Annotated in this window: 25 protein-coding genes and 4 pseudogenes; 11 read left to right on the forward strand and 18 right to left on the reverse strand. The window is 41.3% G+C overall.

Annotation, left to right across the window (positions count from 1 at the left end):
• Positions 1–174: 174 nt before the first annotated feature.
• The 3 genes from FTV50_RS13255 to FTV50_RS13265 form a co-directional block, all read right to left on the reverse strand.
• Positions 175–1,437 carry a hypothetical protein gene (locus tag FTV50_RS13255; protein WP_180024690.1) on the reverse strand — a complete coding sequence of 421 codons (1,263 nt, stop codon included), beginning with the start codon at positions 1,435–1,437 and terminating at the stop codon, positions 175–177.
• Positions 1,434–2,075: an ABC transporter ATP-binding protein gene (locus tag FTV50_RS13260; protein ID WP_180024691.1), complete on the reverse strand. Its 642-nt coding sequence runs from the start codon at positions 2,073–2,075 to the stop codon at positions 1,434–1,436. Before FTV50_RS13260 ends, FTV50_RS13255 begins: the two co-directional genes overlap by 4 nt.
• 111 nt (positions 2,076–2,186) lie before the next feature.
• Positions 2,187–2,783: a TetR/AcrR family transcriptional regulator gene (locus FTV50_RS13265; protein WP_180024692.1), complete on the reverse strand. Its 597-nt coding sequence runs from the start codon at positions 2,781–2,783 to the stop codon at positions 2,187–2,189.
• Between the two features lie 95 nt (positions 2,784–2,878).
• On the opposite strand from FTV50_RS13265, the pseudogene FTV50_RS13270 reads away from it, so the two are divergent.
• Positions 2,879–4,083 (forward strand): annotated as a pseudogene (locus tag FTV50_RS13270) (oxygenase MpaB family protein).
• Between the two features lie 47 nt (positions 4,084–4,130).
• On the opposite strand, the gene FTV50_RS13275 reads toward FTV50_RS13270, so the two are convergent.
• From FTV50_RS13275 to def, 3 genes are all read right to left on the reverse strand, one after another.
• The gene (locus FTV50_RS13275) at positions 4,131–6,176 is read right to left on the reverse strand and encodes a TonB-dependent copper receptor (protein WP_373683692.1); all 2,046 of its coding nucleotides are present in this window, start codon (positions 6,174–6,176) and stop codon (positions 4,131–4,133) included.
• Positions 6,177–6,319: 143 nt separating this feature from the next.
• Positions 6,320–6,739 (reverse strand): DUF2946 family protein, encoded by a 420-nt coding sequence (locus FTV50_RS13280; protein WP_180024694.1) that lies wholly within the window; start codon positions 6,737–6,739, stop codon positions 6,320–6,322.
• Between the two features lie 90 nt (positions 6,740–6,829).
• Positions 6,830–7,360, reverse strand: coding sequence for a peptide deformylase (gene def / locus FTV50_RS13285; RefSeq protein WP_078191459.1), 531 nt, complete (start codon positions 7,358–7,360; stop codon positions 6,830–6,832).
• A gap of 119 nt (positions 7,361–7,479) precedes the next feature.
• Here def and FTV50_RS13290 point away from each other — a divergent pair, with 119 nt between their 5' ends.
• The 3 genes from FTV50_RS13290 to FTV50_RS13300 all read left to right on the forward strand — a co-directional run bounded on the left by FTV50_RS13290 (position 7,480) and on the right by FTV50_RS13300 (position 10,526).
• The gene (locus FTV50_RS13290; protein WP_078191460.1) at positions 7,480–8,634 is read left to right on the forward strand and encodes a LysM peptidoglycan-binding domain-containing protein; all 1,155 of its coding nucleotides are present in this window, start codon (positions 7,480–7,482) and stop codon (positions 8,632–8,634) included.
• A gap of 109 nt (positions 8,635–8,743) precedes the next feature.
• Entirely contained in the window at positions 8,744–9,925 is a 1,182-nt protein-coding gene (dprA, locus tag FTV50_RS13295) for a DNA-processing protein DprA (protein WP_180024695.1), read from the forward strand.
• Positions 9,926–9,956: 31 nt separating this feature from the next.
• Complete coding sequence (locus FTV50_RS13300; RefSeq protein ID WP_111885874.1) at positions 9,957–10,526, forward strand: L-threonylcarbamoyladenylate synthase; 570 nt, start codon at positions 9,957–9,959, stop codon at positions 10,524–10,526.
• 438 nt (positions 10,527–10,964) lie between these two features.
• On the opposite strand, the gene FTV50_RS13305 is transcribed toward FTV50_RS13300, so the two are convergent.
• Entirely contained in the window at positions 10,965–11,846 is an 882-nt protein-coding gene (locus FTV50_RS13305; protein ID WP_180024696.1) for a DMT family transporter, read from the reverse strand.
• Between the two features lie 122 nt (positions 11,847–11,968).
• On the opposite strand from FTV50_RS13305, the pseudogene FTV50_RS13310 reads away from it, so the two are divergent.
• From FTV50_RS13310 to FTV50_RS13330, 6 genes and pseudogenes are all read left to right on the forward strand, one after another.
• Positions 11,969–12,727 (forward strand): annotated as a pseudogene (locus tag FTV50_RS13310) (helix-turn-helix transcriptional regulator).
• A gap of 144 nt (positions 12,728–12,871) precedes the next feature.
• Entirely contained in the window at positions 12,872–13,417 is a 546-nt protein-coding gene (locus FTV50_RS13315; protein WP_111885877.1) for a glutathione peroxidase, read from the forward strand.
• 221 nt (positions 13,418–13,638) lie between these two features.
• Positions 13,639–13,767, forward strand: coding sequence for a hypothetical protein (locus tag FTV50_RS16750; protein ID WP_257223919.1), 129 nt, complete (start codon positions 13,639–13,641; stop codon positions 13,765–13,767).
• 93 nt (positions 13,768–13,860) lie between these two features.
• Positions 13,861–14,016, forward strand: a pseudogene (locus FTV50_RS16755) (RcnB family protein); the annotation flags it as partial.
• 146 nt (positions 14,017–14,162) lie between these two features.
• The gene (locus FTV50_RS13325) at positions 14,163–14,786 is read left to right on the forward strand and encodes a hypothetical protein (RefSeq protein ID WP_180024697.1); all 624 of its coding nucleotides are present in this window, start codon (positions 14,163–14,165) and stop codon (positions 14,784–14,786) included.
• A 157-nt stretch (positions 14,787–14,943) separates the two neighbouring features.
• Positions 14,944–15,957, forward strand: coding sequence for a pirin family protein (locus FTV50_RS13330; protein ID WP_180024698.1), 1,014 nt, complete (start codon positions 14,944–14,946; stop codon positions 15,955–15,957).
• A gap of 7 nt (positions 15,958–15,964) precedes the next feature.
• Here the strand turns inward: FTV50_RS13330 and FTV50_RS13335 are convergent, their stop codons facing one another.
• Positions 15,965–16,432 (reverse strand): hypothetical protein, encoded by a 468-nt coding sequence (locus tag FTV50_RS13335; RefSeq protein WP_180024699.1) that lies wholly within the window; start codon positions 16,430–16,432, stop codon positions 15,965–15,967.
• A 105-nt stretch (positions 16,433–16,537) separates the two neighbouring features.
• On the opposite strand from FTV50_RS13335, the gene FTV50_RS13340 reads away from it, so the two are divergent.
• Positions 16,538–16,981 (forward strand): AAA family ATPase, encoded by a 444-nt coding sequence (locus FTV50_RS13340; RefSeq protein ID WP_180024700.1) that lies wholly within the window; start codon positions 16,538–16,540, stop codon positions 16,979–16,981.
• A 6-nt stretch (positions 16,982–16,987) separates the two neighbouring features.
• Here the strand turns inward: FTV50_RS13340 and FTV50_RS13345 are convergent, their stop codons facing one another.
• From FTV50_RS13345 to atpB, 10 genes and pseudogenes are all read right to left on the reverse strand, one after another.
• Positions 16,988–17,293 carry a hypothetical protein gene (locus tag FTV50_RS13345; RefSeq protein ID WP_180024701.1) on the reverse strand — a complete coding sequence of 102 codons (306 nt, stop codon included), beginning with the start codon at positions 17,291–17,293 and terminating at the stop codon, positions 16,988–16,990.
• A gap of 140 nt (positions 17,294–17,433) precedes the next feature.
• Positions 17,434–17,913: pseudogene (locus FTV50_RS13350) on the reverse strand (DUF2846 domain-containing protein).
• A gap of 130 nt (positions 17,914–18,043) precedes the next feature.
• Entirely contained in the window at positions 18,044–18,463 is a 420-nt protein-coding gene (locus tag FTV50_RS13355; RefSeq protein ID WP_078194022.1) for a F0F1 ATP synthase subunit epsilon, read from the reverse strand.
• Positions 18,464–18,489: 26 nt separating this feature from the next.
• Positions 18,490–19,884: a F0F1 ATP synthase subunit beta gene (gene atpD, locus FTV50_RS13360; RefSeq protein ID WP_078191473.1), complete on the reverse strand. Its 1,395-nt coding sequence runs from the start codon at positions 19,882–19,884 to the stop codon at positions 18,490–18,492.
• A 29-nt stretch (positions 19,885–19,913) separates the two neighbouring features.
• A complete protein-coding gene (gene atpG, locus FTV50_RS13365) occupies positions 19,914–20,783 on the reverse strand; it encodes a F0F1 ATP synthase subunit gamma (RefSeq protein ID WP_078191474.1) in 870 nt (289 codons plus the stop codon).
• A gap of 88 nt (positions 20,784–20,871) precedes the next feature.
• Positions 20,872–22,416, reverse strand: coding sequence for a F0F1 ATP synthase subunit alpha (gene atpA, locus FTV50_RS13370; RefSeq protein WP_078194023.1), 1,545 nt, complete (start codon positions 22,414–22,416; stop codon positions 20,872–20,874).
• A 42-nt stretch (positions 22,417–22,458) separates the two neighbouring features.
• Entirely contained in the window at positions 22,459–22,995 is a 537-nt protein-coding gene (locus FTV50_RS13375) for a F0F1 ATP synthase subunit delta (RefSeq protein ID WP_078191476.1), read from the reverse strand.
• A 12-nt stretch (positions 22,996–23,007) separates the two neighbouring features.
• Positions 23,008–23,478 (reverse strand): F0F1 ATP synthase subunit B, encoded by a 471-nt coding sequence (locus FTV50_RS13380; RefSeq protein ID WP_078191477.1) that lies wholly within the window; start codon positions 23,476–23,478, stop codon positions 23,008–23,010.
• 38 nt (positions 23,479–23,516) lie between these two features.
• Positions 23,517–23,762 carry a F0F1 ATP synthase subunit C gene (gene atpE / locus FTV50_RS13385; protein WP_000424060.1) on the reverse strand — a complete coding sequence of 82 codons (246 nt, stop codon included), beginning with the start codon at positions 23,760–23,762 and terminating at the stop codon, positions 23,517–23,519.
• An 84-nt stretch (positions 23,763–23,846) separates the two neighbouring features.
• Positions 23,847–24,722 (reverse strand): F0F1 ATP synthase subunit A, encoded by an 876-nt coding sequence (gene atpB, locus FTV50_RS13390; protein WP_078194024.1) that lies wholly within the window; start codon positions 24,720–24,722, stop codon positions 23,847–23,849.
• Between the last annotated feature and the right edge of the window lie 84 nt (positions 24,723–24,806).

Raw genomic sequence — 24,806 nt, forward strand, 5'->3', positions numbered from 1 at the left:
AATTCAACCAAGTCATTGTTTTATCAGAAGTTTTAATCTTCATCACCGCCGATGGATGTGCATTCTACAGCATTTCTGATCCAACGCAACACCCTTTTCCATTTATTTTTAATTTTTCATTACGTTTATTTATTTATTCTACTAAATTAAGTTTTTTTACTTAAAAAAGTGCTTTTAGCGTACAGAAAGCATGCAATATGCCACAGGTACCCATAAGATAAACATTAAAACTGGCATAACACCGTGCACTTCTTCAGGTTTTCTATACAACCACTGAATAAATGGAATGGCGATACCAAATAATGTCGCCATTAATAGCACATCAATGAATCCACCTTTCAGCAGTAGCCACAGCAATACTGGCACACTCATCACCAAGCCAATTATCAATAAAACACAGTATTCGTATTTCCTGAGCTGCCAAAGTGTGAACCCTTGAATGATCCAGAAGCGTTCTGCAGATTCAAAATTTGATTTTAAGTCCATTTTGATCACGCCTAGATTGAATAAACTCAGTGCAATATAGATGGCACACATTAATTGGAATAATTGTGAAGCAGTGAAATCAAGGCTCATGATGTTCCAAGTATCCACCTGTGTGGCGAACCAATACAAAATCACGACCGCAGTAACCGAAATACCGATACTGACAATACGGTGGGTTAGAAATCTTTTATGAAATGCCTGACGAATAATGAGTTTATTTTGGTTGAGCCAGAGTGGGCTATATTTCTGTATCAGAAATAAGCTAGGTACTTGCAGCTTTATTGGTTTTAATTTTCTGCCGAGCAGCCAAAATTTTATTGCCGCTATACAGATGAAAGTAGACAACAGTACCGCAACGAGTTGAGCGTCCAATATCGCTAGGCTCAAAATGGGCAAATATGTCAAAAGACAGACTAAACCGAAATATTGATTCTGTTGTAAAAACAGCATTTGTATGATTAATAAATTAAAGATCCAAAGAAGCATCAATACACTCATACCAATGGAAGGCAAAAATTCATACTCTACCCAAACATATAGAAGCGCTAAAACAAATGGCAGTATCAGCAAGAAGCTTAAACTCCCTAAAAATTTGATTTCCACTGCAAAACGACTTTTAAGCGTGATGGGCAATAGCGCTAGATAGCGATACCCTTCCCCACCGCTCAAAGCTTTACGTTGTATCGCACACCAAAATACATTTAAGGCAAGAAAGCCTGTCCAAAGAAACAAATTCGTGATTAATGATTTGCAATAAACCAAATCAATAATGGGCTGCACTAATGATAAGAGCAGTCCGAATAACATTGGCCCGAGAATTAATGTGACTAAAATAAGTAAATGCTTTTGCCGTGCAACTGCGTCTGCTGTGGTTTTGACATAAAATGTCCATCGGTATTTCAAAAGCGTTTTTATGATTGTTCGCTGCCCAACATGTCTTTGTTTATTCATGCCGCCTGCTCATTGGACTTTAGCCGATCTAGCTCGATGATTTTTGCTGCAAGACTGTCTCTAAATACTGGATCATGGCAAGACAATAGAATCAATTTCGATTGGCTCTGCTGTAAAAGTATACTTGTTAATTCAGCCAAGGCATTTTGATCTAAGCCATTGCTCGGTTCATCCAAAATCAGTAAAGGTGCCGTGGTCATTAAGGCAGCAACCAATAAAAACTTTTTGGTTGTGCCAAAAGACATGTCAGCAAATGGCGTGGATAAATAGTGTTCTAATTTAAATTTTTCAATGAAGATTTGATACTGCTCATGCGCTATCCCTCGAATATCACACATTAAATTCAGAAACTCCTGCCCTTGTAAAAAATCATAAATAGGGCTTTTATCTGGCACATAGGCCACAAGTTTCTTGTATTCATTGTTGTGAGGGGCATATTGTTGATCATTAATCAAAATATTGCCTGTATCGAAATCCAACATCCCAGCAATCATCGCAAGTAAGGTGGACTTCCCTACTCCATTCTCAGCAACAACAGCGACAATTCCGAATTCGCTTAACTCTAAATTTAAATTTGAAAATATACATTTTCCCGCAAAAGATTTGGACAGTTGCTGCAAGCTCAAAGAAACCATCATGATGTTCCTGATTTATTATCTTAAGTTATTGATTTATTATTAATCTATCTTCACATATCTTAGATCTGAATTAAATAGATTATTTAATAGATAAATTTATTTTTTTCAATGTTATTCACTATCTAAATACGCCAAAACCATCTTCGACAATTCCACTCTAAGTTGTTGTTCTGTAATTAAAAAACTATTATTGCTCACATAGCGCATCATGGTAAATAAGGTACTATTAATGATCACAAAAGAGCGATGTTTCAGCGTTTCAAAGTTCCAATGTGAATAATAGCGATTAAATAAATACATCCCGACTTCAAAAAAATGCTTTTCCAAAACCTGAGAGGCATCTGAATGACTGTATTGATGCCAATGTTTCAAGATTTCAATCAAGAAGCCGCGATCAGCTTTCAACATATCAAAGCCAAACTGAATACAAAGTGGAATCACCTCATAAATACTGTACTGCTCTTGCTCCACGACTATATTTTTTAGTGCCAACCCCAATTGTTCTGATTTTCTGAGCAGTAACTCTTCTACGATTTGTTCTTTATTTTCAAAATATTGATAAATCGACCCAACGCTCAACCCAGATTTTTCCGCAATTTTGGGCGTCGTCAGCTCCAGTAAACCTTGCTCTGCAATACACAACTGCGCTGCTTGCAAAATGCTTTCCACAATCATTTTCGCGCGTTGTTGTTGTGGCCTTTTTCTCATTCTATTTCTCTCCAATGCGATAGTGTTATGCGAATTGAATGCGAATAAATATTCATATTAGTGTGGTATGCAACAATAACATTGAAGATCAAAACATGACCACTCACTTCAATACCCGACTGGCTTCATTTCAAGCCACGCAGCAATCTAATCTACTGAGTTTTCTGCTGTCTCATTTGACGGGTCAAGCTGCACAGCCGAATTACCCTCAATATCTTGCCCTCAATAAAGCCCTGCAATGTGGTGATCCACAGATGGAAAAAGTGCTCACGTGGATGATGCAGAACCCTAAACAGCATCGTGAATATTTTGAAATCGCTTTATTTAAAGGTGTAGAGCAACTTCCCTTTTCTATTCCCGAACTCGAACATTTTTTAAGCATGTTGAACAAATACCGCCCTGGCTAGAGCCAGAAAAAATACAGCAAGCCCTTGAGTTCACCCATCGGCTAGGGATTAATAATGGCTTTATTTTGCGAGACCTTTCACTCATGGTCGGTTATCTCTTCCCCGGTTTCAATCAACCGCTCATGCTGACGAGTGCTTTAAATAAACAAGCCGGTACACGTCTGGCTGAGACCACTAAATGGTGGGTAGATATCACTGAAGAACGCGGACTCGAACGTTTGCATGCGGGGTTTACATCGACGATTTATGTGCGTTTTATTCATGCTTTGGTACGGCATCAACTCCAAAAAGGCAAAGACTGGGATTTTGCAACGTGGGGGGTACCGATGAATCAATTTGACTTGGCGATGACCAATCTTGCCTTTAGCAGTGTGGTACTTTTGGGCATTCGCGCTTTAGGGATTTTCCCATCAAAACAAGAAACTGAAAGCTTTTTGCATTTTTGGCGCTATGTCGGCTGGTTGATGGGTATTGATGAAAAATGGTTAATTGAAAAAGAATCTGATGGTTGGAAACTGCTGTATTGGATGCAATTTGTACATCCTCAATCCGATGCAAGCAGTATGGCTCTCGGTGCTAGTCTCTCTAAAGAACCTTTTGAAAGACAATACAAATACCTCCGACCATTTCAGCAAAAACTGGCTTATCGACAACATCTGGAGCTGACACAATTTTTTATTGGCAAAAAACGCATGCATAAATTAGGGCTCAAACCCCAGTCCGCAGCATGGTTTGCCTATTATTTATTGGCTAGAAATCTCGTCCTATATTCAGGTGCTAAGCATGTTCCGAGTTTAAATCAAAAATTACAGCAAAAAGGCCGTGCGATTCAAAAACTCGGTTTAGCACTGTATCAAAGTAAGGTCAAACAACTGGCGAGTATGCACCAATAAAAAAAGCAGAGCGATCGCTCTGCTTTTTAGATGACAAATATCAAGATTTAGAATTTCATCGAAATACGTGCCCAATAATTGCGACCAATATTATTAAACTGTTGATCGGTCGCTAAACCTGTCCCTGCATCACCTAGTTTATTCAGATGTTCGGTATAGGTTTTATTCAGGAGATTATCTACACCCACAGATACATCTACACCCTCATTAATATGATAAGTACCATTTAAAGACAGTGTGCCAAAACCTGCACTTTCTTTCAGGTCATAACCCACGATATTGCCTTGGTGCGCACTGATACGATTTTGCCCATCAACCACACGCCAAAACGCTCCCAAAGTATAATTATCTTGGATATAACGTAGGTTGATACGTGCTTCTAAAGGTGAAATTTGTGGTAATGGCTTGCCATCTGTGGTGTTTTTTCCCCACGCATACATTGCGCTGACATCGGCTTGAATATGATCGTTAAATTGATAGCCAATCCCCGCTTCAGCTCCCGCAATAGTCGCATCGACATTTTTCGCACCCGCGCTAAAGGTTGAACCATGATCATGCTCACCTGTATTTGGATGATCGTGATAACTCATCAAAATAAAGTCTTGAATCAGTCCCGCATAGGCAGACGCCCATGAACTGAATGCGCCATGTTCATGTTGATAGCCCACATCTAACTGCAAGGTTTTTTCAGTCTCGACGCCATTAAAGGTGTTTGTTGTGCCTGCATTACCGTGTTTAGGGCTAAATAATTCCCAATAATCTGGCATGCGTTCCACATAGCCTAGACCGATATAGGTTTTACCATTGTCATGTTCAGGGTGTTTATTTTCAAAACGAATAAAAGCACTTGGCAATGTTTCATTCAGCTCCGTGTTATAGCCACTCGCTTTCGAAGCGGCACGCTCATCTTTCACTTGCACTTGATCAAGACGAAGACCTGAAACCAATTTATTGTTGTCACTCAATTGATAACTGACTTCTCCAAAACCGCCATAGGACTGAAATGCCATATCTTGCGTTAAGGGCTTATTCATCGAAGGCATCATTTTCGACGTCATACTGCCGGCATGTTTATTATTCTGCGTATCCAGCCCAGTAATGAACTGTAGCTTATCCCATTCATGCGTTACCGCCATACGTGCATTTAACGTACGACGTGTAACCTGCATCGCCATTGGATTCGGCATTTGCATGGTCATGCCATTATCCATTTTCATTTCAACCAATGGTGGTGTACGTAAGCTAAAGTTGTCCATCACATGGTCGTTATAACTATAGTTGACCTGTGCTTCGATTTTTTTAATCACCTCCGTGACATTCTTTTTCTCGACACGAAGGCCTAAGCTTTCACGGGCAAATTGCGAACCATCCATTGAACGGCCTGCGTATACCGCCTCACCATCGGCTTTACCTCCAGTAAGTTCTACCCATGTATCTTCGTTTGGCGTCCAACCGAGTGCCAAATCTGTATTCCAACGCTCCCAGTCTGACGGCACAGTATTACCATCTCCATCTTGGTAGCTGTCTGCAACAGACCGGCTAGCATTTAAACGGACATATTTATGTTCATCCCCTACGGCCGCTTCGACATTATGATCTAAACGACCATAAGAACCGATCATCACACTGGCTTGACCACGGTAGTTTTTATCAGCATCCAACTGTTCAGGTTTGCGTTCAAACAAGACTGTTGCAGCAGAACCTGTATTGGCATATTGAACCGTTTGAGGGCCTTTAATCACTGAAATTCGGTCATAACTTTCAGGGGAAATATAAGACGTTGGTGCATCCATACGACTTGGACACGCCCCGAGATTTTCTGTGCCATCGGTCAAAATTTTAATGCGTGAACCAAACATGCCACGGAAGGTTGGATCTGCATTGGTTCCCCCATTTTTAATGGCACTAAACCCCACAATACTTTTTAAATAATCAGCCCCATCACTGGCAGGTATCGGTTGAATCGGCTGTTTGGGGTTGGCACGAACAATTAGGCCATTGGCATCATTCCCCTGATGTGATGTCACCACAATCGGTGCCAAAGTCTGTACCGCATTGGTTTCCGTCATCTCTACGGACATCTCGTTAGCCATCACAGAAGTTGAATAGCAGGCAACACAAATTGCAGCCGCAAGAGGCTGTAGAAAAAATTTAGGCTGAGCCATGTTTATCTCACAAAATACATAAATAAAGGCGTACCTGAGTCCTCAAAGACCCAAGTTAAAAAACGTCGGATTTATGCAGCGAGTGGCGGGGCTCGACCTTGCGGAAGTAAAAAGAGTTGTTGAAGAACAAACCAGACATGCTTGAAAGCTTTTTGAAAAGCAATTAAACGCACTTGAATTCGATCAAGCACTTCTTTTACATCAAGTTCAGAGGGCAAAACCAAATTGCCGTAGACCGTACAATACTGACATTGATGACTGGTATCATGTTCATGGGCAGTATGATCGACTTGAACTTTCTCAGCGTGAGCGGAAGATGAATGGTGTGAATGTGCGGTATGTTCAGCATGAACATTGGGAAGTAAAAGTGCACGCGTAATGGTTTCGCAGACCGGAGCAACTTGATATTGCTTGGGCAACAATGGCTGTAAAAAAACAGCAATCTGCAAAAAAACGGCTGCAAAGGACAGCAGCACTCCACTACGAAACAATACAGGCAAACCCTAACATTTGTCTGAACCAAGTATAACAAAGCCCAATCGAAATTGGGCTTGTCTCAGGTATTTTTTAACCGCGATCAATTAACGCTTAACTGCGACTTTATCTTTTTGGCGTTGGCGAACTAATTTTTCCACTTTGTCACGTGCACGTTGACGTTTCAAAGGCGATAGATAGTCGACGAATAACTTACCATTTAAGTGATCCATTTCATGTTGGATACAAACTGCGAGAAGTCCGTCCGCTTCCACTTCAAATGATTGACCTTCAAGGTTAATTGCCTGAATTTTTACACGTGACGGGCGCTCAACTTTATCGTATATTTGAGGCACTGATAAACAGCCTTCTTCATAGGGCTGCGTCTCTTGCGTCAATGGCGTAATTTTGGGGTTAATAAACACCATGGGTTGATCTTTTTCTTCAGATAAATCCATGACTATCAGCTGAATATGGTGATCTACCTGTGTTGCTGCCAGGCCAATTCCCGGTGCTTCATACATAGTTTCAAACATGTCGGCTGCTAACTGACGAATTTCATCAGTAACTTCTTCGACTGGTTTTGCAATGGTACGAAGACGGGGATCGGGGAAACTTAAAATAGGTAATAAGGCCATACGACGTCCTCACTTATGCCATTGATCAAAAAACAAAATGAAGGAATGCTTCATCAAAAAATTGTGTGTAATATCGTTATTATAACGCAGTTACATACATAATTTTAGGAATTATGATAATGAAAAAGGTTTTGAAGGGCATGCCAACTTTTAGTGCCTTGGGGTTTAAAAAACAATTATTGGCACTTACAGTCTGTGTAAGTGTGGGGATGGGAATGGTCAGTGTTGCAGAAGCTGCCCCTGCTCGCAACGTCAATCCACCATCATTGAAGGCAGGTGCGCCTCAAGTTTATGTGGTGAAAAAAGGCGATACGTTGTGGGATATTTCCAAGCGTTTCTTAAAAAATCCTGTGCGCTGGCCTGAAATCTGGGCAAGCAATAAACACGTGAAAAATCCACACTGGATTTTCCCAGGTGACCGCCTATTAATGTGTACCTACAATGGCCGCCCAATCATCGGTAAAGATGAAGGTGATGGTTGTGAAGGCATTATTCGTCGCTATACAGGTGGCACTAAACTTCAACCACAAGTTCGTGTTGAATCCCTCAACAGTGCGATTCCGGTTATCCCATTAGAATATATTAAGCAATGGCTTGAGCGCAGCATGATTGTTGCCGCTGATTCTGTTGAAGGCACACCTTACATTTTAGGTACAGCTGATCAACGTGTATTAGCTGCCAAAGGCCAAACAGTTTATGCACGCGGCCAAGGTATGCAAGTCGGTCAACGTTATGCTGTTTACCGTGAAGGCGAACCGTACATCTTTACCGATGCAAACGGCAAAAAATACAACGCAGGTTTAGAACTGACTCAAGTCGCTTCAGGTGTTGCCGTTCGTGGTGAAAATGACATTACCACTTTAGAACTGACCGATACTTATAATGCCGAAGTTCGTCGTGGCGATCGTGTTCTTCCTGAATATGACCCAATGCTGCCAACGCTGTTCTACCCAACCAATGCTGAAAATGTCACTGCTGGCGGTAGTATTGTTCGTGTCATGGGCTCGATTGGTACTGCAGCGGTTCACAGTGTTGTGACGATCGACCGTGGTAGCTTGCAAGGCGTTCAATCTGGTCAAGTCTTTAGCGTGAACCAAAAAGGTGAAATCGTGACTGATCCAAAAACCAAAGAACGTGTTCAACTTCCAGGACAACGTATTGGCAACATCATGGTATTCAAAACGTTTGATAACTTAAGCTATGCTTATGTACTTGAGAGCGAATTACCAATCAAAGTGGGTGCAACGATTCAGCCACCACTGATGGATGACTAAGACCAAATCCATAAAAATGAGGCTGTATACAGCCTCATTTTTATTATCCAACAACGATATCACTAATAATTTTAAACCATAAAAAGAAGACATATTCAAAGGTCTCATTATGCTCAACTCATTGACTGACTTGCATTTAGATTACATTCGCCTGTGGTTTGTGGTGCAACACTCACTTCGTAGTTTCTATAAAATTCAGCAGCACTATCCTGCCCTACACCACGCCCTTAAGCCTAATCAAATCACCACATGGCAAAAATTAGGACTGCATAAAAATCATTTAAAGCGCTTTGAAGAATTTCATAGTCCAAGTGGACAGCTTAGCTTTGAAAAATGTCTCAAGGATATTGAACAATACAGTGACTTTGTACTGATTCCTGAAGACCTAAACTATCCACAACAGCTTTTACCTTATAGCGACAAGCCGCCGATTCTATTTGGGCAAGGTAATGCTCAAGCCTTGATGCAACCCCAAATTGCGATTGTGGGTAGCCGCAAACCCAGTCCCCAAGGTCGACAAATTGCCTATGATTTTGCTTATTATCTGAGTGAGCAAGGGTTCTATATCAATAGCGGTTTAGCACAAGGAATTGATGAAGCGGCACATCGCGCTGCCATACAACACCACAGAACCATTGCCGTGATGGGTACAGGTTTAGATCAAACTTATCCGACCGCACATCAGCGTTTAAGACAAGAGATCATCCAACATGGAGGAACCGTAATCAGTGAGTTTCTTCCACACACTCCCCCATTGCAACACCATTTTCCACATCGAAATCGTATCGTGAGTGGGCTCAGTCTTGGTGTCATCGTGGCGGAGGCGGCATTAAAAAGTGGCTCACTGATCACGGCTCAACGCGCTGCCGAACAAGGCAAATCTATTTTTGCCATTCCAGGCCATATTTATAGTGAGTCGCATCAAGGTTGCCATCAACTCATACGCGAAGGTGCAATTTTGATTGATCATCCACAACAGGTTATTGAAGACTTGGCACTAGCCACACAGTGGCAATCACAGGCTGCCGAGACCTTAACAAACACCGAAATAGCGACACCCGAAACAGCAATACCGGACACCCCTCCACCCGAACCTATACCAGAGCATTTAATTGCGCTGTATCGGCAGCTTGATTGGGTCGGACAAAGCCTTGATCAATTGTCCATTCAACTCAAAATTGATACCGCAACATTGACCAGTCAACTGATGGAATTAGAGTTAATGGGCTATGCCGCACAACAAGCCGGACACTACTTACGTTGTCGAATGGGTAAATTAGGTTCACAATAGTCCTTTGTTGAATCAGATAAGGTCTATAGAAATGATTACCACCTCTGTTGCAGAAGCAGCTTCCTGTCTTAAAAAAGGTCAGGTTCTCGCATATCCTACAGAGGCTGTTTGGGGATTGGGCTGTGATCCCTACAATGAGCAAGCCTTTCTCGAAATTTTGCGCTTAAAACAACGTCCCATTGAAAAAGGTGTGATTTTGTTGGCGGCCAATGTCGCTCAAGTTGAACACCTGCTTCAAGGTTTAACAGAAGATATGCGTCAGCAAGTCATTGCAACATGGACCAACCGTAAACCCAATGAACGTGCAACTACATGGTTATTACCGGCTGGCGACCATATTCCAACATGGATTAAAGGCAATCATCCAAAAGTCGCAGTCCGTGTGACTACCCATTCTTTATGTGTAGCTTTATGCCAAGCTTTTAATGGCTTTATTGTATCTACCAGTGCCAATCCTGCGGGATTAACCCCTGCACGTTCCTTACAAGAAGCCAATCAGTATTTTGCTAATGAACTAAATTACTTAAATGGTGATCTCGGCCTAAGCCAAGAACCAAGCAAAATTATTGATGCTGAAACAGGTGAAATCATCCGCGCATAAGCTCGGATGCCTGTCTATACCTGCCTTTTAGAAAATACAAACAAAAAAAAGCTCAGCCATATAGGGATGGCTGAGCATAAAAAAGGATGTGTATAAAATCACATCCAGAGGGTCTTGCAATCTCTGGGTAAATATCAAGTAATTATTAAGAATTACTTCCTCATTTACGATGAAAGTATTATGTAATATTTTTTTAAATTTAACAAATATATTTTTTATATAAATAAAACTACTGATAAGCACTTTATTTGTGATTTTATAACCACTTAGTCAAAATATGTATCTATTTTTGATTGATTTTTAAGACGAGAATTTGTTTTTTTAATTCAGTTTTACACTCAAAAATCCATTTTCAAAAGATTTGCTCTATAAAAAAATAAGTTTTTTTGTTTATTTTTTAATCAACACTTCTCGTAAATTTTCATCTTTTTACTAGACTTACTTACGCTGCGCCAAGATCACCCCAGTAATCGCCATCACTGTGCCGACGGTATGATAAAACATCCATTGCTCAGCCAACCAGAAATAGGCAATAATCGCGGTAAATACCGGCATCAAATTCATAAAAATACTGGTGCGATTCGGCCCGAGATGTTGCACAGCCAACATCCATACCAACGGTGCAATCAATGATGGAAAAATTGCCGCATAAAATACACTTGGCGCATTCGCAGGATTAATCGCGTCAATGCCTAAATACAACACGAATGGCAAGTGATATAAAACAGCAAAGAAAATTTGTACATATAAGCTCAACAGTAGCGGAAGTTTCAATTGCCATTTTTTTAAAAACACCCCATAAAAGGCATAAAAGAACACTGCGAAGATCATGAGGATATCGCCGAAATGTCCGCCCATATTCAGTAATTGACTGAAATCGCCTTGTGCAATGACAAACAATAGACCTGTAAATGAGATCGCACAGCCCAAGATGGCATAGCGATTGGGTACATCTTTAAGTATGAAAAATGCAACGGCAATCGTAAAAACAGGGATAAAGGCATTGATGATGCCCATATTGGTCGCCGTCGTATAATGCGCAGCGGTATAGCCCAAGCCTTGATATAACACCATGCCAAAAGCACTCAGCACAGCCAATTGCTGCCAATGCTGCCCGATAAGCTGTCTTTGCTGCCAAACGGTTTTCAGCATAAAGGGGGTTAATATCAAAAATGTAATAAACCATCGATAAAAACTAATACTGACTGGTGAAATATAATCAGTCACATAGCGGGTGACGGTAATATTTAACGACCATATAAATACCGCGATCAGAGGCAAACAAATTGCAAATTTCGCCCAACGCGCTTGAAGCAACATGTCTGACTCCTCAATATATCGTGCAAAGATTGGTCTAGGTATTTTGAGTGATGTCTGTTTTAATTGAAATACATGATTTCAGACATTTATATTGTAGTTCAGACATCGACACCTAGGCATATATGACATCACCACCGATTGAACAACAGATCGAGCTTTTTGAAGCACACTACACCACATTAGATGCTGTCTATCCGCACAGTTGTCTTTGGGGTGATTTTAATTTTTGTCTCGATGGTATTTTCGAATATGAAATACAAGGGTAACATCATCTCTCACCTGCCAGTTATGGGGTGTGGATTCCCCCACAGACAGAACATTGCTCAGTCGCGATTGATGAACAACCCATTCATTATGTGGCAATCCGACTGGCACCAGATCTCTGCATAGATTTTCCCAAGCAGACTGAAGTGTTTAGTATCCAGCCTTTCTTTCGTTTATTGGTGCAAGAAATTTTGGCCTTTCCTACAGAGCAACATACCACACCACCCTATCGACACCTGCTACAGGTCTTATTCGACCAGTTAAAAACTGCGCCCAAACATCAACATTATTTACCGCAAAGCCATGATGCGGTGTTAAAGCCGATCTTGGCGCAGCTTGCAGATGTAGATCATTTTAGTTTGAGCCTACAGCGATGCTTATCCAATGTCGGTTTGAGTGAGCGTCAGTTATTGCGGCTGAGTCAGAACGAACTGCAAATGAGCCTTTCTGAATGGCGAAACCGTGCAAAAATTATTTATGCCATTCAACAGCTCCGCGCTGGTCAGTCAATTAAAGCTCTCAGCTATGAATTGGGCTATCAACACAGCTCAAGCTTTATTGAGTTTTTTAAACGCTATACAGGAAAAACCCCAAACCAACACCGCGCCACTAGTTAAACGTCAAGCACTCAAGCAAGCATCAGCTCGAATTCTGCAAACTACTACAAAAATTATGCGAAAAGCTTATCGATAAAAGCTTGCTGTTCACCAGATTTCCCTTTAAAACAAGGATGAAAGGCACAACTTCAATTAGGAACGAATATGTCAGCTTCAGTTTACGATATCCCGGTAAAAACCATCCAAGGTGATGACACCACACTCAATCAATACCAAGGCAAGGTTTTATTATTGGTCAATGTAGCTTCTAAATGTGGGCTAACACCGCAATATGAAGGCCTAGAAAAACTCTATACAGAGAAGAAATCACAAGGTTTTGAAGTCTTAGGTTTTCCTGCCAATAACTTTTTAGAACAAGAACCTGGTTCTGAAGCTGAAATTCAAGAATTTTGCTCAATCAACTACAAGGTTGATTTCCCACTTTTTGCAAAAATTTCTGTGGCAGGCGCGGATAAACACCCACTTTATCAAACCTTAACCCAAGCCATCCCTGAACGCATTGGTGAAGGCCCATGGTGGGATGATTTAGTTGAATACGGTTTAACACCAAATCCTAAGCCTGAAGTTTTATGGAATTTTGAAAAATTCCTCGTGAATAAACAAGGCGAAGTTGTGGCTCGATTTGCGCCTGATATCAAGGCAGATGATGCTCGTATTGTCGATGCCATTAACGCTGAGTTAGCCAAATAATTCGACAATTTTTCAGTCTCTCAGTTAAGATTGTTGTGATTTTAACTGAGATTGATCATTTTAAATTATCACAATAATATTTAATAATTATCACATATTGATAATTTACACATTTTATCCATTGCTTTAATATTTCATATACACATTGTTCAAAGCTTCCCTGTAAATACTCATTATGATGAGTCTTATCAATTCACATCCAGCAGTAAACAGGTGAACTTATGAATACATTAATGAAAGCTATCGTTTTATCTATTTCGACAGCACTTGTTGCTGCTCCAGCAATGGTTGCACCGCAAAATAGCCAACAACATGCACCTGCGTATAACCAAAATACGATAGCTCAATAACACACTAAACAAAACACACCGGTAAAAAACCAAAGTCAGAACAAGAAAAAAGCGGTAAATCCATCACATACCTGGCGTTCTGGACGAAAAGTATCTTCTGAATACCGTGGTCATCGCTACAAAGGTGACCTCAACAAATATAAAAAATTGTCTAAATCAGGCAAAAACCAACAATGGATTAAAGTGAATAGTGACTACATTTTAATGAATGCTGTCAGCCACGCCATGATCAAAATCATTGCGGGTTAACACATTATAAAATATCAAAAGAGGGCAAATGCCCTCTTTTTTTTGCTCAAGCGATTATTTTGTTATTGCTTTGCAACAATCTATTTTTAATCCACATTCTACCCCTATATTTAAAGTATAGAATTAATTTATAGTGTGATCATTGAATGAAAAAGCTCGTGCAGAATGCTCTTCTCCCTTTTGCCATTTTTAGTGGTGTTTTGGTGCTGATTGGCTGTGAACCTGCTACAGCACCGCAACAGGAACAAGAAATCGCTGCAGAAAATGATCATCCTGCAACTTCACCAACAAGTGAAAATCAATCCGCGACACAAAGTCAGGCGACCGATCAAAGCCAATTAAAAAGTGGCAATATGTTTTATATCGTTCGCGATGTTGCGGATATGCAACTTAAAGCGGGCACTTATGTTGAACAACTCAAACAAACGCAGGTCGATTTAGAAACCGCAGTCAGCAACCAAGATCATCTCCAATTGCAAAAAGCAGCAACCCAGCTGCAACAGCAGCTCAAAGGTTTCAATCAAGCTTTGAATGATTTAAATCTAAAAAGCACTGAGATTAATGATATTCGCAGCAATCTACAGGCAGCGAATCAGCAAGTATTGGCCTCACCTTTTCTCAATGGACAAGTCGATTTAAGCAAAGTTGATTTTCAGAAAATCCAAAATCAAATGGGAAATATTCAAGTGGAAATGCTGAAATTGGCAGGTATGTTGATCCAAGACCAAGCAGCTAAAAGCTCATCTAATGCAACCACTAAAACTGAATAAGTAGCGAAATTTAGTATTTCCATTGCATTCAACCTGTTGTAAATCAAAAAAGCGTTAGACCTTGAGCTAACGCTTTTTTCTTACAGTTCCGCTATAGAACACGACTGTTTTTCCTTTTAGATTAATGCTTAATAATAAAGCCAATGATGGAACAGTTATGTCAAACGCTGTGATTTATAACATTACACCCATTACCTTTCGTTTAGATTTAAAAGATCCTTTCTTATTTACTGCTCATCATATCGATCATTTTCCTGCTGCAAATGCAGACATGGGGCCAAAAACAGCCGCAGAGAAAGATGAATTCAATATGTACTATGGCGATGTGGTTCCAGGTTTCCCAGAGCATCCACACACTGGCTTTGAAACCATTACCTTGGTTGAACAAGGCTATGTCGATCACTTTGACTCATTAGGCAATGGCGGACGCTATGCCGCGGGTGATGTGCAATGGCTGTCTACAGGCAATGGCGTTGAACACTGTGAAATGTTCCCCCTACTGCATGAAGATAAAGCCAATCCTTTTGAACTTTTCCAAATTTGGTTTAATTCATCAGCTGAACAGAAAACCCATGATGCCGACTATAAAATGTTTTGGCGTGAAGAGATTCCTCACGTCTTTGAAACGGATAGTGAAGGAAAAAAATCGGATATTCGCGTGATTTCAGGGCAGTTTAAATCCACTGATGCTATTTCCCGACCGCCACACTCATGGGCGGCTGCCGCAGAAAATAAGGTCAACATTTATTTAATCACCATGCAAGCAGGTGCAGAGTTGGTGATTCCCGCAACAACAAGTAGCTCCAACCGTTTTGCTTATTTCTATCAAGGCAATACATTAGAAATAGAAGGTCAAACCATTCAGATGAAGCATTTGGTTGAACTCCAATCAGATGCCGACGTCCATCTCAAAGCAGGTGGATTAGAAGCACGGATTCTGTGGTTAGAAGGTGAACCGATTAATGAACCCGTGGCGATGCGTGGTCCATTTGTGCTCAATACCACGGAAGAACTCGATGCGGCTTTTAAACGCTATCGTGAAACCCATTTTGGAGATTGGCCTTGGCCAACACCCGCACCGGTCTTCAAACGTGATCAGGCTCGATTTGCCAGTTATGAAGGCGGTAAACGTGTAGAGCACCCAGAGCAGGAAAGCTCACAAGCGTTTTAAAGTTCAATTAGTTGGATTGAGCAAATTCAAAGGTATTACAGTTTTTATCTTGTCCAAGTGCGCGCTGAACATCTTGTTTAAAACGTGCTTGGGCAAAGGTATATTGCTTCGGTAAAAATAAGGTAATACGTGTCGTCTGTGGATCTAAACTTTCGACCAACATTTTATGCAAATACGCCCCATGCTCAGTTCGTGCCATCAATGTCCCCTGCTCCAAATGCTCTTCTAAACGATTATCGGTATAGACGTATCGATTGTTCGCGGTAAACGCAACACAGTGATTATAGGCTTGTCGCAGATTTCGAAAGGCGGTCATATATGGGATTTTAAGCTCCGTACTGATGCCATTATCAACCGATTCAGCGACAAGTGCAGCTTCAGTGGGAAGATTGGGTGTCGTGACGTATTGGCTTTGACATGCAACGAGAAAACTACAACAAAGACACAGCGATAAACTGTTGAAAAATTTGTGCATACAGACCTTTGCAACTTGTTCTTATTTATTTTGTAGAGATTGTAGCAAAACTGCGTTGCTGATTTAATACTCTACTATTCATTCCGTGCTTTCATTGCAAATGCTATGCAGCTGATTATTTTTACAGGCGTTCAAGCCTCTGGCAAATCAACCTTTTACATGTTGAATTTATATCATAGCCATTTACGTATTAATTTGGATATGTTGAAAACCCGACATCGGGAAAATATGATCTTTGAAGCAGGTTTGGCATCCAAAACCAAAATGGTGATTGACAATACCAATCCAGATCAGGAAGCTCGTGCTCGCTATATCCAACGCGCAGTTGATGCAGGGTTTGAAGTCATTGCTTATTATTTTGAAACCGATTTGGACAGTACCTTAAAGCGCAACAGTTTACGTGAAGGCAAAGCTCATATTCCAGAAGTTGGCGTGCATGCGACCTATCGAAAGCTTCAAGTTCCGTCACGGGATGAAGGCTTTGATCAAATTTTTAAAATTAAAATTATCAGTCACGGCGAATTTTCAATTTTACCCATGTATGAATAACGAGCATTAACCTGCTTTTTGGCTATCTTGCCATTTTTTAAAAGCTGATTGCATGGCCTGACGCTCATATGGTTTCACTAAACGACTTTCTAATAAAGCAAAATCACCTTTATAGGCAGCAGCGACCATCGATTTTGCCAGTTCTTGAATACTCACGCGCCCACGGTGTTCATATTGCTGGACTTCTTCATGGGTGAGTTCAACATCCCAACATGACACGACAGAACTTAGATCAACCGCAATGCTCAAATAATATTGATCAAAGTCTTGATAAAGTTCCCAAAAATGCGGCTCATAGGCGATAAGGTTCATGGTGCAATGCTAGCTGATTGAATTTAATCACCATAAAGATTGTATTGAATAAAATATATTCAACTTTAGATTGATCAATTTCAAATAATTTAGGGATAAAAACTACCCTTTCGAGTAGTTTTTTATCTACATATAAACCTTTATTTCAATGCGATGGTGGCTTTGCTGCAATTACCACCTTGTGCAAATGCATATTCGATTACGGCCTTTTTGCCTGTTTGCTCATCAACCAGTTTTAAATTTGCCCCACCTACAAATGCGCCCATTTTAATAAATTGCTGAACAAAATATTGTTTACCTGCTTCAGTTTCAATATCCAAATGGTTAGGTGAAAATTCTGATTCAGTCGAAATTGTATGTTTTTGATTACCAACTACTTCTTTATAAAAAATACTCCACGAGAGGTTTCACCTAAACATTCCCCATCTACCCATACATCTTTCTTTAAGGCAGGGCCTTTCACAGAAGCTGAGCGATATACGTAAATTCCTGCATTGACTTCTTGTGGGGGAATTAAATTATTCGACTAGTGCTGAAGCATTTTGATCTGCTTTAGGTACGGATGCACACCCAACAAATCCCAAAGATAATAGTAATGTAAAAAAGATTTTATTAGACATCATTAATTCCATTGATATATTTTTAAGCATTTGAAAAATAACAATTAATCATAATATAATCAAATTTATTTATTATTTAGCCATAAAAAAACCACCCTTTCGGGTGGCTCTTTCAATCTCAAACAGCGTCTTATTGAGCGCGGTTTTTGATTTTGCGGATGGTTTCCAACTGAGCAGCAGTTTCTGCAAGAGCAGCCAAAGCAGCAGCTGAGTCCAAGTCGCTCTTTTGATTTGCTAACAATTGTTCAGCTTGTTTACGAGCTTCAATAATTGCTGCTTCATCAAGGTTGTCAGCACGTACTGCAGTATCTGCAAGTACAGTAACAACGTGCGGTTGAACTTCAAGTACACCACCTGATACATAGATTAATTCTTCTGTACCATTTTCAAGCAGAACGCGGATTGCGCCCGGCTTGAGCAAAGTTACTAGTGGCGCATGGCCAGGCATAATACCTAACTCACCACCAGCACCTTTAGCAATTAACATAGTTACAGCGCCAGAGTACAAAGACTCTTTAACACTTACAACGTCACATTGCATAGTCGCCATGAGAATCTCCTAAATTAGGGAACTAATTAAAGTTTCTCAGCTTTAGCAATAACTTCGTCAATACCACCAACCATGTAGAACGCTTGTTCTGGAATGTGGTCGTATTCACCAGCTAGAAGACCTTTAAAGCCACGAATTGTTTCTTTAAGCGGTACAAGTTTACCAGGAGCACCAGTAAACACTTCAGCTACGTGGAACGGTTGAGAGAAGAAACGTTGGATCTTACGTGCACGGTATACAGTAAGTTTGTCTTCTTCTGCCAATTCGTCCATACCAAGAATTGCGATAATGTCTTTCAATTCTTTGTAACGTTGAAGAACGTTTTGAACTGAACGAGCGATTTCGTAATGCTCAGTACCCACTACAAGTGGATCTAACTGACGTGAAGTAGAGTCAAGTGGATCGATCGCTGGGTAAATACCAGAAGATGCGATGTCACGGCTCAATACAACAGTCGCGTCCAAGTGAGCGAAGGTAGTCGCAGGCGATGGATCTGTTAAGTCATCGGCAGGTACGTATACCGCTTGGATTGACGTAATAGAACCAGACTTAGTAGACGTAATACGTTCTTGAAGAACACCCATCTCTTCTGCAAGAGTCGGTTGGTAACCTACTGCAGATGGCATACGACCTAGAAGTGCTGATACTTCAGTACCCGCTAGTGTATAACGATAGATGTTGTCGACGAACAATAGAACGTCACGGCCTTTACCGTTTTCGTCTTTTTCGTCACGGAAGTACTCAGCCATAGTCAAACCAGTCAACGCTACACGTAAACGGTTACCTGGTGGCTCATTCATCTGACCGTAGACCATTGCTACTTTGTCTAGAACGTTTGAGTCTTTCATTTCGTGATAGAAGTCATTACCTTCACGAGTACGTTCACCAACACCAGCAAACACAGATAAACCTGAGTGAGCTTTCGCGATGTTGTTGATCAACTCCATCATGTTTACAGTTTTACCAACACCGGCACCACCGAACAGACCAACTTTACCACCTTTAGCGAACGGGCAAAGTAAGTCAATGACTTTAATACCAGTTTCTAAAAGGTCAGTAGAAGCCGCTTGTTCTGCATAAGAAGGCGCTTGACGGTGAATTGGTAAACGAGCTTCAGTACCAACAGGACCAGCTTCGTCGATAGGGCGACCAAGAACGTCCATGATACGACCTAAACATGCAGTACCTACAGGTACAGAGATAGGCGCGCCAGTGTTAGTTACAGTAAGACCACGCTTAAGGCCTTCAGTAGAACCCATTGCAATAGTACGAACTACGCCATCACCAAGTTGCTGCTGAACTTCTAATGTAGTTTCAGTACCATCAACATGGAGAGCGTCATAGATCTTAGGAACGCTGTTACGTTCAAACTCGACGTCGATAACCGCGCCGATGATCTGAATGATACGACCGCTACTCATTGCTGTCTCCTCAATTCAAACTAATAATGTTAAACGGCAGCGGCACCACCAACGATCTCAGAGATTTCCTGAGTAATCGCGGCTTGACGCAGCTTGTTATAAATAAGTTGTAGGCTCTTGATCAATTCACCCGCGTTATCCGTTGCAGCTTTCATTGCAACCATACGAGCAGACTGTTCACATGCGATGTTTTCAATCACACCTTGATAAACCATAGACTCAATGTAACGAACCAATAAACCATTTAGAAGCTCTTCAGCTTCTGGTTCATAGATATAGTCCCAACCGTATTGACGATTTAGGCCTTCGCTTTCCTCAGCAGCCGCTAAAGGAACAAGCTGTTCGATTTTTTGGTTTTGAGTCATGGCGTTGACAAAGCCGTTTGACACTAGATAAATACGATCTAACTCGCCTTTATCAAACGCGTCTAACATCACCTGTACAGAACCAGTTAACTGTTCAAGACTCGGAGCATCACCTACGTTTGTAGTTGCACCAAGAACTTTACCGCCGTAGTTTTTAAAAAACGAAACCGCTTTTTGACCAATTAAAGCAAATTGAACTTCAATTGACTGCTCTTGTTGCTGTTGTACGTGTTTGACCACTTTTTTGAACAAGTTAATGTTCAAACCACCAGCAAGGCCGCGATCTGAAGAAACAATGATATAGCCAACGCGCTTTACAGGACGTTCAACCATATAACGATGTTTGTATTCAGGGTTCGCTTGTACCAAATGAGCAATTACACGGTGCATATTTTCGGCATACGGACGGCCTTGAGCCATGCGCTCTTGCGCACGACGCATCTTAGAAGCTGCTACCATCTGCATCGCGCGAGTAATTTTCTGCGTGCTTTTGATACTAGCTACTTTGGCGCGAATTTCTTTTAAATTTGCCATACGCTTAACCTAGTATTCGAAAGCCCTTTCGAGCTTTCGAAGGTTGATCCGTGAACCAAACCAGAACCAGATTCAACATCGTTGAATCTTAGTAAGTTTGAGTCGCTTTAAAGCTTTCAATACCTGCTTTGATTGCTGCTTCGATTTCTTTATCGTAAGCACCAGTCTCGTCAATTTTTTGCATTAACGCAGCATGTTCTGAACGGAAGTAAGAGATCAACGCAGCATCAAATGCAACGATTTTCTTCACTTCTACGTCAGCCATATAGCCTTCGTTAGATGCATAAATTGAAACAGCTTGGTCAGCAATTGAGTATGGAGCATATTGTTTTTGCTTCATAAGCTCAGTTACACGTTGACCATGTTCAAGCTGTTTACGAGTTGCTTCGTCAAGATCAGAAGCGAACTGAGCAAACGCAGCTAATTCACGGTATTGCGCAAGAGCGGTACGGATACCACCTGACAATTTTTTGATGATCTTAGTCTGAGCAGAACCACCAACACGTGATACAGAGATACCCGCGTTCACAGCAGGACGAATACCTGCGTTGAATAATGATGTTTCTAAGAAGATCTGACCGTCAGTAATCGAAATTACGTTTGTAGGTACGAATGCAGATACGTCACCGGCTTGAGTTTCAATAATCGGTAATGCAGTTAATGAACCAGTTTGGCCTTTAACTTCACCGTTAGTGAATTTCTCAACGTAGTCAGCAGATACACGTGAAGCACGTTCAAGTAAACGTGAGTGTAGATAGAATACGTCACCAGGATATGCTTCACGACCTGGTGGACGACGTAGAAGCAATGAAATTTGACGGTAAGCAACAGCTTGTTTAGACAAGTCATCATAAATGATAAGCGCGTCTTCACCGCGGTCACGGAAGTACTCACCCATTGTACAACCAGCATACGGAGCAAGATACTGCATCGCTGCAGGATCAGCTGCAGCAGCTGCTACAACAGTTGTGTACGCCATAGCGCCAGTTTCTTCTAGCTTGCGCACAACGTTAGCGATAGTCGATTGTTTTTGACCAATTGCTACGTATATACATTTAATGCCAGAGTTTTTCTGAGCGATGATCGCATCGATCGCCATAGCTGTTTTACCAGTTTGACGGTCACCGATGATCAACTCACGTTGACCACGACCAACAGGGATCATTGTATCTACTGATTTATAACCAGTTTGTACAGGTTGATCCACTGATTGACGCCAAATTACGCCTGGTGCTACTTTTTCAACAGCATCAGTAAGTTTTGCGTCAATAGGGCCTTTACCATCAATTGGGTTACCCAAAGCATCTACTACACGGCCTAAAAGTTCTGGACCAACCGGAACTTCTAATACACGACCTGTGCAACGAGCTTTTTGACCTTCTTGAAGGCTTAAGTAGTTACCTAAGACAACGGCACCCACTGAATCCTGTTCTAGGTTCAGTGCCATACCAAATAAGCCGCCGTCGAATTCGATCATTTCACCGTACATTGCATCAGCAAGGCCGTGAATGCGCACAATACCGTCGGAAACCATAACAATGGTCCCTTCGTTCTTAGCGGTCGCGCTGGTGTCCAGATCGCCGATACGCTGTTTAATGAGCGCACTGATCTCGGATGGATTCAGTTGTTGCATTGCGCTATACCTCAATCTTTTTAAAGTTCAGTCTTCAAGCTGTTAAGCAAGAAGACGAGTCCGCATTTTTTCAAGCTTGTTAAGCGCAGAATCATCTATCACTTGGTCGCCTGCACGAATAACTACACCCGCGATTAACGCTGGGTTAACTTCTACTGAAACATTTACGGCAGCTTCGAATTTTTTCTCTAATGCATGCGCAAGTAATTGTTCTTGTACAGAAGTCAATGGGAATGCAGATTCAATCACTACATCCACAGTATTGTTATTCTGTGATTTGAGCTGTTCGTATTCTTCTGAAATTTCAGGAAGAAGTGCCAGACGGTCATTATCAGCAAGCAATGTCAAAAAGTTTGACACTGCTGCAGTCTGGTCTTCACCTAAAACTTTTGCGAAAACACTTACCTGCTCAGCAGGAGTAAGCTCAGGGCGATTTAGATAAGCTGAAAATGCTTCGTCTTGCACCGCAGCACTGAGCAAGTTTAATGCATTTGACCAAGCGTCAGTTGCATTTTGCTCAGAAGCGTAAGCAAATGCTGCTTTAGCGTATGGGCGTGCCAACGTCAAGAGTTCAGCCATAATCCGCCTCTCTTAAAGTTTAGCAGCCAGCTGAGTCAGCATGGCATTGTGAGCTTCTGCGTCAACTTGCTGGTTCAGAATTTTTTCTGCGCCAGTAACTGCAAGAGCAGCAACTTGTTGACGTAATTCTTCGCGAGCAGCATTGATTTCAGTATCAACAGCTTCTTTAGCTTGTTGACGAATACGCTCACCTTCAGCCGCAGCTTGAGTACGCGCTTCTTCTACCAATTGCGCACCACGACGGTTCGCTTGTTCGATCAATTGAGCCGCTTGTGCTTTAGCCGCATCTAATTCAGCTTTCACTTGTGCTTGCGCATCCGCAAGGTCAGCTTTCGCTTTTTCAGCAGCGTTTAAGCCATCAGCGATTTTACGCTGACGCTCACTAATCGCATTGATTAGTGGTGGCCAAACAAATTTCATGCAGAATGCGACAAAAATCGCAAAAGCAATCGCTTGGCCAATCAATGTGAGGTTGATATTCATTGCTATTCCTCAATAGTTTAATTTAGGAATTAAGCTGATTAACCTACAAATGGATTAGCGAAGATGAAGAACAAGCCAATACCAACACCGATCATAGGCACAGCATCAAGAAGACCCGCGATTAAGAACATACGAGTTTGAAGTTGTGGAGCCAATTCTGGTTGACGAGCAACAGCTTCTAAGAAACGGCCGCCTAGAAGACCAAAACCAATCGCAGTACCTAAAGCACCAAAAGCGATCAAGATAGCAGATGCAATTGCAACTAGACCTAAAGTGAGTTCCATGATAATTCCTCAGAGGTTAGGTTTATACCAAATTAAGTTAAAAAATTGTGTGCCCAACCACCCTTTGACAGTTGAGCAATACCATTAATGCTTTTCGCTAGCCATACTCATATATACGATAGTCAACATCATGAAAATGAATGCTTGTAACGTAATAACAAGAATATGGAAGATCGCCCAAGGCACAGACAACGCCCACTGGATCCAGAACGGCAATAATGCGATCAAGATGAAGATCAACTCACCCGCATACATGTTACCGAACAGTCGTAGAGCCAATGAGATTGGACGTGCAATAAAAGTTACTAATTCAAGAATAATGTTTACTGGAATAAGTAATGCTTTTAAAACTGGGTTACTTGGGTTAAATGGGTTAAGTGCAAATTCTGCACCGAATCCGACAAGACCTTTCTCACGGATACTATAGAAAATAGTCAACGCAAATACTGACAATGCCATACCAAGGGTAATGTTAGGATCAGTAGATGGAACGATTTTGAAGTAAACGTGGTGAGGATCCATACCAAACACGTTAGCACCGATCAATTGAGCTGTATAAGGAATCCAGTCAACAGGGATCAAGTCCATCAAGTTCATGAGGAAAATCCACACGAAGATGGTCAACGCTAACGGCGCGATTAAGCGCGATTTGCCATGGAAAGTGTCACGGACACTTGAGTCAACGAACTCGATAATCATTTCGATTGCAGACTGGAACTTGGTCGGAACACCAGAGTTTGCAGCTTTCGCTACAACCCAGAACAACAAACAGAAAACAATACCAAGGCCGATAGACCAACCCATTGAATCCAAGTGAATAGCAGTGAACCCCATCTCTTGAGCTTCTTTAGCAGTCTCAGCTAACTTCCAAGTACCATCTGGCATTTTGCCATAGGTCATGTTAGTCAAGTGATGCTGAATGTACTCGGTCGAAGTAAGGGCATGTTCTTCAGCAGCCATAAATCACACCTGGTCAATGTCAAAACTAATAGAGAAAACGAATATCGCGTGCTGCCTGATATCTCGTTACTCTCCAAAAAACTT

The organism is Acinetobacter sp. YH1901134, assembly GCF_013416965.1.
Lineage (GTDB): Bacteria > Pseudomonadota > Gammaproteobacteria > Pseudomonadales > Moraxellaceae > Acinetobacter > Acinetobacter amyesii.

Bases quoted from the DNA above. Each gene is read 5' to 3' on its own strand.
- FTV50_RS13255 (WP_180024690.1), bottom strand. From the start codon at position 1,437: ATGAATAAACAAAGACATGTTGGGCAGCGAACAATCATAAAAACGCTT.
- FTV50_RS13260 (WP_180024691.1), bottom strand. From the start codon at position 2,075: ATGATGGTTTCTTTGAGCTTGCAGCAACTGTCCAAATCTTTTGCGGGA.
- FTV50_RS13265 (WP_180024692.1), bottom strand. From the start codon at position 2,783: ATGAGAAAAAGGCCACAACAACAACGCGCGAAAATGATTGTGGAAAGC.
- FTV50_RS13275 (WP_373683692.1), bottom strand. From the start codon at position 6,176: ATGGCTAACGAGATGTCCGTAGAGATGACGGAAACCAATGCGGTACAG.
- def (WP_078191459.1), bottom strand. From the start codon at position 7,360: ATGGCCTTATTACCTATTTTAAGTTTCCCCGATCCCCGTCTTCGTACC.
- FTV50_RS13290 (WP_078191460.1), top strand. From the start codon at position 7,480: ATGAAAAAGGTTTTGAAGGGCATGCCAACTTTTAGTGCCTTGGGGTTT.
- dprA (WP_180024695.1), top strand. From the start codon at position 8,744: ATGCTCAACTCATTGACTGACTTGCATTTAGATTACATTCGCCTGTGG.
- FTV50_RS13300 (WP_111885874.1), top strand. From the start codon at position 9,957: ATGATTACCACCTCTGTTGCAGAAGCAGCTTCCTGTCTTAAAAAAGGT.
- FTV50_RS13305 (WP_180024696.1), bottom strand. From the start codon at position 11,846: ATGTTGCTTCAAGCGCGTTGGGCGAAATTTGCAATTTGTTTGCCTCTG.
- FTV50_RS13315 (WP_111885877.1), top strand. From the start codon at position 12,872: ATGTCAGCTTCAGTTTACGATATCCCGGTAAAAACCATCCAAGGTGAT.
- FTV50_RS16750 (WP_257223919.1), top strand. From the start codon at position 13,639: ATGAATACATTAATGAAAGCTATCGTTTTATCTATTTCGACAGCACTT.
- FTV50_RS13325 (WP_180024697.1), top strand. From the start codon at position 14,163: ATGAAAAAGCTCGTGCAGAATGCTCTTCTCCCTTTTGCCATTTTTAGT.
- FTV50_RS13330 (WP_180024698.1), top strand. From the start codon at position 14,944: ATGTCAAACGCTGTGATTTATAACATTACACCCATTACCTTTCGTTTA.
- FTV50_RS13335 (WP_180024699.1), bottom strand. From the start codon at position 16,432: ATGCACAAATTTTTCAACAGTTTATCGCTGTGTCTTTGTTGTAGTTTT.
- FTV50_RS13340 (WP_180024700.1), top strand. From the start codon at position 16,538: ATGCAGCTGATTATTTTTACAGGCGTTCAAGCCTCTGGCAAATCAACC.
- FTV50_RS13345 (WP_180024701.1), bottom strand. From the start codon at position 17,293: ATGAACCTTATCGCCTATGAGCCGCATTTTTGGGAACTTTATCAAGAC.
- FTV50_RS13355 (WP_078194022.1), bottom strand. From the start codon at position 18,463: ATGGCGACTATGCAATGTGACGTTGTAAGTGTTAAAGAGTCTTTGTAC.
- atpD (WP_078191473.1), bottom strand. From the start codon at position 19,884: ATGAGTAGCGGTCGTATCATTCAGATCATCGGCGCGGTTATCGACGTC.
- atpG (WP_078191474.1), bottom strand. From the start codon at position 20,783: ATGGCAAATTTAAAAGAAATTCGCGCCAAAGTAGCTAGTATCAAAAGC.
- atpA (WP_078194023.1), bottom strand. From the start codon at position 22,416: ATGCAACAACTGAATCCATCCGAGATCAGTGCGCTCATTAAACAGCGT.
- FTV50_RS13375 (WP_078191476.1), bottom strand. From the start codon at position 22,995: ATGGCTGAACTCTTGACGTTGGCACGCCCATACGCTAAAGCAGCATTT.
- FTV50_RS13380 (WP_078191477.1), bottom strand. From the start codon at position 23,478: ATGAATATCAACCTCACATTGATTGGCCAAGCGATTGCTTTTGCGATT.
- atpE (WP_000424060.1), bottom strand. From the start codon at position 23,762: ATGGAACTCACTTTAGGTCTAGTTGCAATTGCATCTGCTATCTTGATC.
- atpB (WP_078194024.1), bottom strand. From the start codon at position 24,722: ATGGCTGCTGAAGAACATGCCCTTACTTCGACCGAGTACATTCAGCAT.